At 41.8% G+C, this 14239-nt stretch carries 6 protein-coding genes and 2 rRNA genes (1 of these 8 only partly in view); 6 read left to right on the forward strand and 2 right to left on the reverse strand.

From position 1 onward, the window contains the following. Positions 1-2274: ribosomal RNA gene (locus PSPO_RS01135) — 23S ribosomal RNA — on the forward strand (it extends 607 nt beyond the left edge of the window). A 123-nt stretch (positions 2275-2397) separates the two neighbouring features. Further along, a 5S ribosomal RNA gene (rrf, locus tag PSPO_RS01140) occupies positions 2398-2512 on the forward strand. A 423-nt stretch (positions 2513-2935) separates the two neighbouring features. Here the strand turns inward: rrf and PSPO_RS01145 are convergent. Both PSPO_RS01145 and PSPO_RS01150 read right to left on the reverse strand, forming a co-directional pair. Further along, on the reverse strand, positions 2936-3325 hold the full coding sequence (locus PSPO_RS01145; RefSeq protein ID WP_010561280.1) for a hypothetical protein: 390 nt from the start codon (positions 3323-3325) through the stop codon (positions 2936-2938). Positions 3326-3425: 100 nt separating this feature from the next. Further along, positions 3426-4178, reverse strand: coding sequence for a LytR/AlgR family response regulator transcription factor (locus tag PSPO_RS01150; RefSeq protein WP_010561279.1), 753 nt, complete (start codon positions 4176-4178; stop codon positions 3426-3428). 321 nt (positions 4179-4499) lie between these two features. On the opposite strand from PSPO_RS01150, the gene PSPO_RS01155 reads away from it, so the two are divergent. The 4 genes from PSPO_RS01155 (at position 4500) to PSPO_RS01170 (ending at position 13523) form a co-directional block, all read left to right on the forward strand. Further along, positions 4500-7397, forward strand: a complete 2898-nt coding sequence (locus tag PSPO_RS01155; RefSeq protein WP_010561278.1) for a TonB-dependent receptor plug domain-containing protein — start codon at positions 4500-4502, stop codon at positions 7395-7397. Between the two features lie 58 nt (positions 7398-7455). After that, positions 7456-7731: a hypothetical protein gene (locus PSPO_RS01160; protein WP_010561277.1), complete on the forward strand. Its 276-nt coding sequence runs from the start codon at positions 7456-7458 to the stop codon at positions 7729-7731. Positions 7732-7966: 235 nt separating this feature from the next. Next, positions 7967-10591, forward strand: a complete 2625-nt coding sequence (locus PSPO_RS01165) for a TonB-dependent receptor plug domain-containing protein (RefSeq protein ID WP_010561276.1) — start codon at positions 7967-7969, stop codon at positions 10589-10591. 298 nt (positions 10592-10889) lie between these two features. Further along, on the forward strand, positions 10890-13523 hold the full coding sequence (locus PSPO_RS01170; protein ID WP_010561275.1) for a TonB-dependent receptor plug domain-containing protein: 2634 nt from the start codon (positions 10890-10892) through the stop codon (positions 13521-13523). The last annotated feature ends 716 nt before the right edge of the window (positions 13524-14239 follow it).

Here is a 14239-nt window from a genome sequence, read left to right on the forward strand (position 1 = left end):
CCGTAGTGAAAGCGAGCGTTAACTGCGCGTTTAGTTGCTGGGTATAGACCCGAAACCCGGTGATCTAGCCATGGGCAGGTTGAAGGTCAGGTAACACTGACTGGAGGACCGAACCGACTATCGTTGAAAAGCTAGCGGATGACCTGTGGCTAGGAGTGAAAGGCTAATCAAACCGGGAGATAGCTGGTTCTCCCCGAAATCTATTTAGGTAGAGCCTCGGACGAATACTATTGGGGGTAGAGCACTGTTAAGGCTAGGGGGTCATCCCGACTTACCAACCCTTTGCAAACTCCGAATACCAATAAGTAATATCCGGGAGACACACGGCGGGTGCTAACGTCCGTCGTGGAGAGGGAAACAACCCAGACCGCCAGCTAAGGTCCCAAAGTGTATGTTAAGTGGGAAACGATGTGGAAAGGCCCAGACAGCCAGGAGGTTGGCTTAGAAGCAGCCATCCTTTAAAGAAAGCGTAATAGCTCACTGGTCGAGTCGGTCTGCGCGGAAGATGTAACGGGGCTAAACATACCACCGAAGCTGCGGCTGCGAATTTATTCGCGGGGTAGGGGAGCGTTCTGTAAGCTGTTGAAGGTGTACCGGGAGGTATGCTGGAGGTATCAGAAGTGCGAATGCTGACATGAGTAACGATAAAGCGGGTGAAAAACCCGCTCGCCGGAAGACCAAGGGTTCCTATCCCATGCTAATCAGGGTAGGGTGAGTCGACCCCTAAGGCGAGGCCGAAAGGCGTAGTCGATGGGAAACGGGTTAATATTCCCGTACTTGGAATAATTGCGATGGGGGGACGGAGCAGGCTAAACAAGCATGGCGTTGGTTGTCCATGTGAAAGTATGTAGGCTGGAAACTTAGGCAAATCCGGGTTTCTAAGGCTGAGATACGAGACGACACACTACGGTGTGGAAGTTGTTGATGCCATACTTCCAGGAAAAGCCTCTAAGCTTCAGATTATTTCGAATCGTACCCCAAACCGACACAGGTGGTCAGGTAGAGAATACTAAGGCGCTTGAGAGAACTCGGGTGAAGGAACTAGGCAAAATTGTACCGTAACTTCGGGAGAAGGTACGCTCCTATCTGTGATGAGACTTGCTCTCTAAGCGGACGGGAGTCGCAGTGACTAGGTGGCTGGGACTGTTTATTAAAAACACAGCACTCTGCAAATTCGAAAGAAGACGTATAGGGTGTGACACCTGCCCGGTGCCGGAAGGTTAATTGATGGGGTTAGCTTCGGCGAAGCTCTTGATCGAAGCCCCGGTAAACGGCGGCCGTAACTATAACGGTCCTAAGGTAGCGAAATTCCTTGTCGGGTAAGTTCCGACCTGCACGAATGGTGTAACCATGGCCACGCTGTCTCCACCCGAGACTCAGTGAAATTGAAATCGCAGTGAAGATGCTGTGTACCCGCGGCTAGACGGAAAGACCCCGTGAACCTTTACTACAGCTTGGCACTGAACATTGACCCTACATGTGTAGGATAGGTGGGAGGCTTTGAAGCACAGTCGCTAGATTGTGTGGAGCCGTCCTTGAAATACCACCCTTGTAGTGTTGATGTTCTAACATAGGCCCCTGAATCGGGGTTGTGGACAGTGCCTGGTGGGTAGTTTGACTGGGGCGGTCTCCTCCCAAAGAGTAACGGAGGAGCACGAAGGTTTGCTAAGTACGGTCGGACATCGTACGGTTAGTGTAATGGTAGAAGCAAGCTTAACTGCGAGACAGACACGTCGAGCAGGTACGAAAGTAGGTCATAGTGATCCGGTGGTTCTGAATGGAAGGGCCATCGCTCAACGGATAAAAGGTACTCCGGGGATAACAGGCTGATACCGCCCAAGAGTTCATATCGACGGCGGTGTTTGGCACCTCGATGTCGGCTCATCACATCCTGGGGCTGAAGTCGGTCCCAAGGGTATGGCTGTTCGCCATTTAAAGTGGTACGCGAGCTGGGTTTAGAACGTCGTGAGACAGTTCGGTCCCTATCTGCCGTGGGCGTTTGAGAATTGAGAGGGGCTGCTCCTAGTACGAGAGGACCGGAGTGGACGAACCGCTGGTGTTCGGGTTGTGATGCCAATTGCATTGCCCGGTAGCTACGTTCGGAATCGATAACCGCTGAAAGCATCTAAGCGGGAAGCGAGCCTCGAGATGAGTTCTCACTTTAACTTGAGTTAACTGAAGGGCCGTTGAAGACTACAACGTTGATAGGCAGGATGTGGAAGTGGTGTGAGCCATTAAGCTAACCTGTACTAATTACCCGTGAGGCTTAACCATACAACGCCAAAGTGGTTTATAACCCGCAGAAGTTGAATAGATTAAGATACTAAAGTAGACATTTACTTAAAAAAAGCTTTCCAGATTTAGATTTAAGACAAGCTCTTAAGTCAACCAGATTTGCTTGGTGACTATAGCGTTTTGGAACCACCTGACCCCATGCCGAACTCAGAAGTGAAACGAAACAGCGTCGATGATAGTGTGGGTTCGCCCATGTGAAAGTAGAACATCGCCAAGCTCCTAATTAAGTAAAAAGCCCGCTCAATGAGCGGGCTTTTTTCGTTTGAGTGTTTAATGAATTTACAGCGCTTTAATTCAGCAATAAAGCTGGGTTCCATCGGTCTTCCATGACCTCACCTCATTACACTGCGACACTTCGTGTCGGTTGTAATTCGTCTAATTAAGTAAAGTCGATAAAAGTTCTCTATCCGCGAAGCTAATGGTATTTGTGCATTAAAGTACATTAGAATCGTTTGATGAGCTATTTGTGGAAGGAATACAAGTATAACTATAAATAGAGCTTAGTTTGTGAAGCGTAGTAGACCTGTTTTCAGGTACTAGCTTATTAGAAATAAAGGGTTTTCTGTTTGATAGACTGTGCCTAATCAAGAGTAATTGGTTTATCTAAAAAATTAAGATTTCGTTAGGTTTGGGAGCTGTATTATTCTCTTTCTATTACTTCACACTTTTTGTTCAAGCAAAGCGTTTGAGGTGCTGGATTATGTTCACAGCTAGAAAATGCTTTGTTTTTTTGATTATAAGCTTGTTCAAAGGATGTAATTTCAGATGCCAAGAATTCAATGTCTTCTTGTTTGCTCGTCTTAATTGAATAGATATCAAAGCGACTTGGGCCACCGCATGCGCGTTCGCCATAAGAAATTACACGGCATTGATAGCTTGCATCACATGATTTATCTTCAATAGCTTTCTGAAGTTTAGTTTCTGCATCAGTAATGGTAATAATTTTACTCTCTGTGTTGAAGTCATTTGATTGACATCCAAAGAGCAAGATGCTTAAGGTTAGCATCGGTGAGATTTTAATAAATTTCATAGATAAGTGTTTATACGAGTTATCTTTTATTTACTCATACTAGCACAAACAAACTATTTATATCATACAAACACTTATCACATGAATTATATCGTAGTTGTTAGATGATGCCTGTCATTGATGATTTATATCGTCTTGAAAGGCTAAGTTGATGGCCATTGCGCAAGGTAACCTGATAATCGCCACTGTCGGTGGGTTTGAGTTCGGCAATACACTTTTTCCTGACGATTACACTACGATGAATGCGTATAAACCCTAAATCAGCTAGTTTGGTTTCCATAGCAGATAGTGTTTCTCTGTGAAGTGTTGGGCGCTCTTCATTCACTAAATATAGTTCGACATAGTTACCAGCGCCGCCAACCCAGACGATGTCGTTGCAATCGATCAACTTAATTCTTCCAGAATCTTTTACTATAAGTGTTTGATCAGTCGAGTTTAATTGATTAATTAAGCTTTGAATATTCTCAAAAGGGAGTTGCTTGTTGTTATTGAGTCGTGACGAAAGCTTTTTAATGCACTTACTAAATCGATTCCTATCGCATGGGAATAAAAGATAGTCAGCAAAATCATGTTCGAATGCGTAAATTGCCTCAGCTTCTGATTCTCCAAGATAAACGATCTGTGTATAGTCAGGGCATTCTTGAGCTAATGTTTCTAACGCGTCTAAATCAGGCAGCAAGTTGTGATTAATAAAAAGAACGTCAGCTTGCATTGTGTTTACAATGCTGATTGCTTCAGACCAGTCAAACGCCAAAGCAATTGCTTCAAAGTTTTCGTGCTCCTTTAACAATGTTTTTAGTGCAGACTTATTGCTTTCTTTTTCGTCTGCAATAACGAGACTAAACTTTCTCATTACGCAAGTTCCTTCTAACTATAAGGTCTGTGCATTTTGTCATTGATTTGTCTATGGTGTTAGTCTTTTTGGGTAACAAGGAGTAACAAAATGTTAGTGGTTATTAAGTAGGTAACCCTTGCGATGTAAAGTATTTGTGAAACTATTTTTATTTTTGTAAATAAAACGACATTTTAATCCGCTTAAATTGATTTTAGCGCCGCTTGTGTATTCGGTGTGGTAACTAAATATACTTGTTATTATTTTGTAAACGATGTTAAAGTTAGATTGAAACAATAAAGCAACAATATAATAACATGAGATTTCCCGGGAGAATCTAATATGGCTCAATTTAAGAAGTCAGTCTTAAAAGTAGCGGTATCAACAGCGCTACTGTCAGGCGTTACTTTTTCAGCTAATGCAGCTGAAGAGGCAGCGGAAAACCAAGTCGAACGCATTGAAGTTACTGGTTCACGTATTAAGCGAACTGATATGGAAGGTGCGAACCCAGTCACGACTATAGATGCAGCAGCAATTAGCAAAATGAGTGTTAACAACGTTGGCGACTTACTGCAAAATTTAACCTCATCTGCAGGCGCAGCGGTCAATACTCAGACCAATAATGGCGGTGACTCTAGTACGCGTTTCTCATTGCGAGGTATAGGTGATGAAAGAACACTAGTGTTAATCAATGGTCGTCGTGTGGTTGCTGGCGGTAATGGCGCAAATGCTTCCGTTGACCTTAATACTATTCCAACTTCGGTAGTTAAGCGTGTAGAAGTTTTGAAAGATGGTGCTTCTGCTACTTACGGTTCTGATGCGATCGCGGGTGTGGTGAATATTATCACGCGAAATGATTATGAAGGGTTTGAACTAAAACTGAACGCGGGTCAAAGTGGCGAAGGTGATGCTGAAGCTAAAGGGGTTGATTTAACATTTGGTACAGCGAGTGATCGCGGAAATGTTGTTGTGTCATTAGGTTATAACGACCAAGGTGACGCCTTTCAGGGAGACAGAAGTTTTTCAGAGTATGAACTTCGTGCCTATGCTGATGGTAGCACTGAGCGAGGCGGTTCATCTGCGCCACCTTGGAGCAATATGGATGGTTACGATGGTGGCAATGTAACACAAGGGCCTGAGTTTGGTGATTGGCGCCCTTATGATGGGGCGACAGATTCATATAACTATAACCCAGTGAATTATCTACAAACTCCAAGTAAACGTAAATATGTGAATGTGTTTGCAAACTACTTGCTAGGTGAGTTTGGTGTTTTAGGTGAAGTAAACTCATTTGCGGAGATGAGTTATGTACAAACGGTCGGTAAACGCTTAATTGCACCTGAGCCATTAGCACCACTTATTTTCTTCGGTACTGCAGCACCGTATTCGCCAGACAACTATTACAACGTAAAATATGGTCCGAAAGATCCAGACGGTAATTCATTCCAGATAGATGATTGGCGTCGCCGTATGCTAGAAACGGGCGGTCGTAAAAATGAACGAGATTACAAGACATTTAGAACTGTAGTAGGTTTTAATGGTGTATTTGAAAATGGCTGGGATTGGGAGATCTCGTATAATTTCGGTCAAAGTGACGCAACAGAGCGTGCTGAAGGCTATTTCAACCTAGCTCGAGTAGGTGATGCTGCAGGTCCAACAGGTTGGTTAGATGCAAACGGGTCACTTATTACCGATGCTGACGGTAACGCAATTGTAGATGCTGCGAATGGCGCTCAGCTTGTATGTTTGAATGCTGAAGGTGCTGTAATTGATGGGTGTGTTCCACTTAACATATTTGGCCAACCTGGTACTGATACTGCAATTACACCTGAAATGTTACAGTATATTTCGGGAGACTATAACACAACAGAGTTAGGTCAAAACCGCCAAGAGACTCTTTCTGCTATTATTTCTGGTGACTTATTTGATTTACCAGCGGGCCCTGTAGGGTTTGCAGCGGGATATGAATACCGTAAAGAATCAGGATATTACAAGCCTGATTCGCTAATCCTTCAAGGTACAACTACAGCTGGAAACGCAGTAAGTACGGAAGGTGGATATGATGTACAAGAAGTGTTTGGTGAAGCGATTGTGCCAATTTTGGACGACGCACCATTTGCTCACATGCTCGAGTTAAGCGCAGCATTCCGTTATTCGGATTATAGTTCTTTTGGAGACAATACATCGGGTAAAATTGGTCTTAAATGGATGCCTACAGATGCGTTGTTACTTCGTTCGACTGTTTCAACTGCATTTCGAGCACCAACAATTGATGACTTAGTAGGCGGCGCAGCTATAGGCTTCCCAGAGGCTGCAGATCCATGTGATGCGAACACGTATGGGTCAGATGCAGCATATGAAGCAGTGAAAAACTCACCGAATTTTGCAAATTGTATTGCAACAGGTGTTCCTGCGAATGGATATGATTCAGATGGTGTTGAGCAAATTCCATCAAACACCGGTGGTGCAGAAAACTGGGGCGGTTCGATTGAGTTAGAGCCTGAAGAAGCTGATGTTTTAACTGTAGGCATGGTTTACACACCAGACTTTGTTGAGAATCTATCTTTCAGTGTCGATTACTGGGAAATTCAACTTGATAATGCGCTATCTACAGTAGGTACTCAAAGTACTTTAACAGGATGTTTCGAGCGAGGTGAATACTGTGACCGTATTACTCGATTTGGCGCAGACAGTGCTGCATATGGCGGTATTATTACGGTAGATGATTATGCGGTAAACGTAGGTGGTATCGATACTGCAGGTATTGACTTTGATATTCGTTATACTTTTGATTCGAACTTTGGTGAATGGCGCCTGTCTCTAGATGGTACTTACTTACTTGAATACGATAAGCACTTAGCATCTGAAACAATTGATCATGTTGGCCGCTTTGAAGTAAATCATGATGGTCACTTTGCAGAGTTAAAAACTAACTTTACAGTGGGTTGGTCAAAAGATGATTGGGATGCAACACTTACCACGCGTTACATTGATGGCGTTACTGAAACAGAAAATGGTTGGTGGACAGACCCGTTTGATCGCAGTGTAGAATCAAATGTAGTCGTTGATTTACAGGGTAGTTATTTAGTGACAGATCACTTAACAGTTACTGCTGGTATTGATAACTTATTTGATGAAGAACCGCCATTCGTATTCTCGGCATTCGGTGCAAATACTGACGTAGCAACTTACGATATTATTGGCCGTTATATGTACTTACGTGCTGTTGTTAGCTTTTAACGGACTATAACCCTGGTAGGGGTGTTTAATCACCCCTTTTTTATTTAAGGACAATAAAATGTATAAATCTCTAATAATTTTGAGTGTTTCACTGTTATTTATAGTTGGTTGTGAATCGTCACAAGATATGTTTAAGCGAGATCAAGTTGCTAGTGTACAGAAAAAACAAGCTGATAACGACGTTAATGGAGTGAGATGTGAAATAATGTCTCGCACAGGTAGCAATCGAAAAACTAAAGTGTGTCGTACAATTGAGCAAATTAAGCGTGATGAAGAAGTTGCGCAAAATACACTTAAGCGGTTGAACAAACCAGAGATTACGCGTGGGCAGTAAATGCTAAAGAGCTTCATTCAGCAAGAGCAGCCCCAACTTTTTCTATATACAGAACACTAGAAAGTAAATATTTGTATCTTTTTGTTTCCGGCTTATGGCTTTATAACTAACCTTGAGCCGTTTACCACTTACTTCATTCCTTTAAAGTAATATAAATAGCAATAGTCTTCCAATGTAATTAGGTTGCAATTTGCGTTTGACTAAGTCGCGCAATTTTTCCAGGGAGATTATAATAATGAATACATTTAAAAAGTCAGCGCTAAAAATAGCAATGACATCCGCGTTGTTAACAGGGGTTAACTTAAATGCAAATGCAGCTGAAGAACGTTCAGCTGAAGACGTAGAGCGTATTGAAATTACAGGTTCACGTATTAAACGTTCAGACCTTGAAACAGCCACACCAGTCACAGTAATTTCAGCAGAATCTATTAAAGAACAAGGTTTTGATAGTGTAGCTGACGTTTTACGAAATACATCATTTAACACGTTAGGTTCTTACCGCGAACAATCGGGTAGCAGTTTTGGCGGTGCCGCGCTAGTTAACCTTAGAGGTTTAGGTGAAGATCGTACTGCTGTACTAATAAATGGTCGCCGTGTGCCGGGCAATGCTTTCACTGGCAGTTCGGCGGTTGATATCAACACAATCCCAATGTCTGCGGTTGAAAGTATTCAAATTCTTACAGATAGTGCATCTGCTGTTTATGGTGCGGATGCGATTGGTGGTGTTATTAACATCATTATGAAGAAAAACTTCGATGGCACAGTTGTTGAATACAACAGTGATATTCCTAGTCAAGACGGTGGTGATAGAGAATCTTTCAAGATCACTACAGGTACTTCAAGTGATGTTTCAAGCGTTCTTTTCTCGTTTGAGTATTCGAAGAAAGATCATATCGCAGATAAAGATCGTGACTATACAGGTTTTGTGCAAACTGGCACTGGTATCCCGCGTGATGGTATCGATATTACCGGTGCAAATGCTGGGGGTAATACCGGCTTTGATTTAGACTTTACAGAAGGTTTCGCTGTAGGCCCGTGTAATGATGATACCTCGTTACTAGTTCGCGACCCTTTCGGTTACGCTGGTGAAGGTTGTGGCTATATCTTTAGTGAAGTGTCGTATAACACAATGGATGTTGAGCGCTTTTCTACGTTTGTTGATGCTAGAAGAGAGCTTGGTGATGACCATCAGATCTATTTTGAGAGTCGAATTTCTAAAGTTGAGTCATATGGTCGTTTTGCACCAGCCATTGGTGGTTTCTCTGTTTCGGCAGACGCACCTATTAATCCAGTAGGTGAAAACTTTATTCTTTATCACCGATTTAAAGGCCACGGAACTCGAAACGATAGCATTGATGCGACTGAAATTGATGCAGTACTTGGCTTTAATGGTGTTATAGGCTCAACTGATATTGAATATGATGTTAGTTTCCGTAAATACCGATACGATGCGAATAGCCGAGGCGAAAATTACATTCTAAAATCTAACATAGAAGCGTTAGTGGCTAGTGGGGCATATAATTACTTAGACCCATATTCTGAAGATTCTGAGCATAAAGCTGCTATTGCAAATAGTAACGCTACGCTATCTCGTGACCTAGGCAATGAAACATCTTCATTCCAAGTTGTGTTGAATGGTTCAACGGATATTGAACTTGGATTAGGTGGCGACGGGCTTCAATGGTCTGCTGGTGCAGAATATGTAAGTGAAGATTATAAAGATATTTATGATGCATATCGCGAAGCACGCAATGTATTAGGTTCATCAGGTAACAGCGCGGCTGGTGAGCGTAAACGTTCCGCAGTATTTGGCGAACTTTATGTACCGATTATTGAAGGTTTAGATATTAATATGGCGGTGCGTTATGATGACTATGATGATTTTGGCTCAGAAGTCTCACCATCAATTTCAGCATCTTATGTTGCGACTGACTGGCTTAAATTACGAGCTTCATATGGTCAAGGTTTTAAAGCACCAAATCTAACGGATTTATATGCGCAACCACAACAGAGTTTTGATGGTATCGTTGATACGACTCGTTGTCGTGCACAAGGTATCGCAGATAAAGATTGCCCAGCAGGTCAGCAAGAGACATATTCAGCGGGCAACCCAGACTTGAAAGCTGAAACTTCAGAATCATATAACTTTGGTATCATTTTAGAACCGGTAGATAACTTCTTAATTACAGCTGATTACTATAGTGTTGAGCTTGAAGATGTTGTTACTCAAATTGAATTTAAAGATGTATTTGAGCTTGAGCAAGCGAACAATCTTCCTGCAGGTGTAATTGTTAATCGTGCTCCTTCGCAAAATGGTATACCAGGAGCGATAACGCGATGCGCAGTTAAAAAATACCCAGATTGTGGCCTAATTAATCCTGTTGCTAACCTTGCATCACGAACTGTTGAAGGTGTTGATTTAAAGATCCAGTATTTGCATGAAACCAGCTTTGGTGATTTTAGACCTGAACTACAATGGTCTCATATTGCAACTTATGAAGAAGAAATCTTAGGTGTATTATTTGATCAACCAGGTACACAAGGTTATCCAGCAAATCGTGCTAATTTCAATTTCTTATATGAAATTGGCGACTTACGCGTGAATTATATGTACCAGTGGATTGCTGAAACAGACTCGGACACAGGCGGTAAGTTTGAAGCGTGGGATACTCATTCAATTAATGCTATTTATTCTGCGATGGATGGGTTAGACCTTGCTTTTGGTGTACGTAACTTAACAGACGAAGATCCGGCAATTGATACTGTAGGTGGTTGGGTGCAGGACTCTGCAGCAACTTCACGAGATTTATATTCACTTGATGGACGAGTATTTACACTCGGCGTTAAATATTCATTTTAATTAGTAGTTTAGTAACTCAAAGCCAGCGACATTGTCGTTGGCTTTTTTATGTCTTAAATTAAGGGATTAATTTACTATTTCAAGTATTGCTGGTGTGAATCTTTAAATATTAATCAACAGAAAGTTAATACGTGTTTCTTTATATTTCAGGTTTATAGTTTTTGAATTCAACTCTCGCCGCTTATCCTCAAATTAGATCCTCTTGAATAATACAAATGGAAATACCTGCTTAATGTAATTAGGTTGAGGTCTGCGTTTAACTAGTTTAGCGCAATATTATTCCAGGGAGATAAAATAAATGAAAAAATTTAACAAGTCGGTGTTAAAGGTAGCTATTACCTCGGCACTACTATCGTCTATCAACTTTTCAGTAAATGCAGCAGAAGAAAACGCATCATCAGAAGAAGTAGAACGAATTGAAGTAACAGGTTCACGTATACAAAGAACAGATATGGAATCGGCACTTCCTGTTACAACCCTTACATCAGCAGATATTGCAGCAACAGGCTTAACTGATTTATCAGCAGTTATTGCGCAAATGCCGTATAACACACAAGGTAGCTTTGTAAGTGCGGGCGGTAGTTCGGCACAAAACCACTCAAGTTCAGGTATGCGTGGTTTAGGCTCGGCCAGAACACTAACACTTATCAATGGTCGTCGCATCGCACCTTCTGCAACATTCGGTGGTACAAGTACGAACCTGAACTTTGTGCCAATTGAAGCTGTTGAACGTATCGATATTCTACGCGATGGCGCATCGGCTATTTATGGTTCAGATGCAATTGGTGGCGTAATTAATATTGTCCTTAAAAAAGACTTTGAAGGGTTATTAGTTAAAGGTTCATTTGCAAACCCAACACGTGGTCAACGTGATGAAGCAGGCGTTTCACTTACATTCGGTTCGCAAGGTGAGCGAGCTCGCTCAACAGTTGTTATGGAGCATAAGCAGTGGGAAGGTTTAGCTGGTGGTGGCAGTGGCCGACCTCAATTAGAAGCTGATTGGGAAACTGGTTACAACCGTTCAACTATTTATTCTCCATATGGTACGTATCGCCCTGTGGATGACGAAGGTAATGCTATTGGTGCGCGTATGCCTGGTCCAGATTGTCCTGCAGATATGATTGTGGATCGTGGTGAAGACGATAAGCGATGCGGCTTCAATTACCTAGATGGGAAAGATTTTTTACCTGACCGTAAGAAAGATTCAATCTTTGGTCATTTAGGTTATGACATTACTGATAACCTAGTCTGGGATTCACAAGTAATGGTACTTTTTGACAGCTCTGAAACAGCATCAACCAGTATTAATACAGGCTTTGGTAATGATCCATTTTATATGGAAGCAGACAATCCGAACAACCCTACTTTCGGTACTGCAAACCCGCAGCGTATCGAATACTGGACTCGCATGGTTGGTGCTGCTGACCGTGAAACTACGTTTGATAGTAACGTGTTAGACTTCTCAACGTCACTAACTTACAACACTGATATGGGTTCACTTAAGGTTGATCTACAACACAGTACGCAAAAAGTTAATATCAAAACTGAGCACTACGTTTTTGAAGATAAATTTAGAGAAGCTGTAAATGAAGGTCTTTGGAATCCGTTTGCTCTTGGTGGTAATGCTTCAGCAGATGATATGGCTAGTTTCCAGCATACATTCACGCGTGAAGCAGAAACTGTATCAAAAGCGGCATTGATTAGTTGGGCATCTGATACAAATCTTGAGCTTGGCGGCGGCACACTTGCTTACTCTGTGGGTGCTGAATATCGTGATGATACATATGTAGATAAAATGGATCGTCAGACAGCAAATGGTGATGTATTGGGTGCGTTTGGTGGTGATAGTGCAGGTGAGCGAAGCTATAAAGCGGCATTTGCTGAAGTAGACCTACCTGTGTTGGAAAGCTTAACCCTTAAACTTGCAACACGTTACGACCAATATAGCGTGCCAGATAAAGGTAAATTATCATCAGCGATAAACGCGCGTTATCAAGCGCTTGATAACCTAGTTCTTCGCGCGTCTTATGGTCAAGGCTTCCGAGCGCCAAGCTTAGATGATTTACTTGGTGACGAAGCGTTAAGCTTCAACCGCGTAATTGATACCACTCGCTGTCAAGCTCTTCCGCCACCTGATCGTGAAGATGCAGACGTGTGTGAGCCTCAACAGATTGAACGTCGTAGCGCTGGTAATGAGGGGCTAAATCCTGAAGAATCTGATCAGTACTCAATAGGTTTAGTTTGGGATATTTTTGATGGTACATCAATGACAGTGGATTACTACAACATTGAAATCAATGAGCAGGTACAGTTTCTTAGCGCACAATCAGTTGTTGATTTAGAAGCTGCTGGTTTACTTGATAATTTTGATCCTAACCGTATTAATATTACACGTGATGCTGATGGTACTTTGACAAATGTTAACACTAGCTCGATTAACATGGCGGGTATTACTACAAGTGGTATTGATTTAAGTGTTAAAAGTCGATTTGACCTAGGTGACTTTGGTGAACTTCGCTACAGCTTTGAAGGTTCATATACCCTAGAGTATGAAACACAAGATACACCGACTGCCCCTCGTTTTGATGAAGTTGGTTATCAAGATACTCCTGAGTACCGTTTCAACACTGGTTTCGGTTATAGCATAGGTGATTTTGACGCAAATCTTACATATCGTTATACAGCAGCATTTAAAGGTGAATCACCTGAAGATGAATTAGCAAATATCGAGCGTCAAGACTTCTCAAGCTGGAACACTATTGATCTATCTGCATCATACACTACGGATCAGTATGGCAAGCTTACAGTAGGTGCTCGTAACTTAACTGATAACATTGCTGACTTAAATGATGAGCTACGTGATGGTTTCAATGATTCATTCCATGACATCATTGGTCGTGTTGTATATGCAAACTACTCTATTGCGTTCTAATAGAGATTAGCATAGCGAAAAATAGGAGCCTTAGGCTCCTATTTTTTTGTTTTAGTTTATAAGTAATTAGGCTTTCCGGATATTATCTCAAGCTAAAGTTCTTGATAGAAAAATGTAAGAACAATTTGTCTTGTGGCTATTCGTTACAAATGAGCAATCTTATCTTAATGATAGATAAGAATTTCATGTCAAATTGTAATAGTTTCGCCGTTTATCACCAAATCTGTTCGTATTATCACTTTAGTCTAGAGAATAGGGCGCTCAGTCAGTAGTCTAGGCTCATCGCATTGATATTTAACATTGCGATTTTCTTTGGACCAAATGGGGGATTTATCCACCCCCCATTTTATTTTCCCCACAAAGAGACTTGAGTGTTAAGATTCCAGACTTCAGAATATCTGCTAAATCCTAAATCCTAAATCCTAAATCCTAAATCCTAAATCCTAAATCCTAAATCATTTATCATCACTCTGCCCCAAAAAAACTGTTGCATTTATCATCAACATCACTATAATACGCAAACTTTCAAAATTGTGGGTTCTCTTGCAAACTTTGAAAGTTAAATATAGAGGCTTGGATTTCAAGCCCATGAACAGGAACTCCGATTTGGAGTTCAAAGGTAAGATATAAGAAGATTGTCGCTTTCCAATTTTTTGGATGAGTTGACGGTTTTTTTATGCTCTTTTTAAAATGCTCTTTTTATTGAGGTTTAATTG

Source organism: Pseudoalteromonas spongiae UST010723-006 (assembly GCF_000238255.3).
Classification (GTDB): domain Bacteria; phylum Pseudomonadota; class Gammaproteobacteria; order Enterobacterales; family Alteromonadaceae; genus Pseudoalteromonas; species Pseudoalteromonas spongiae.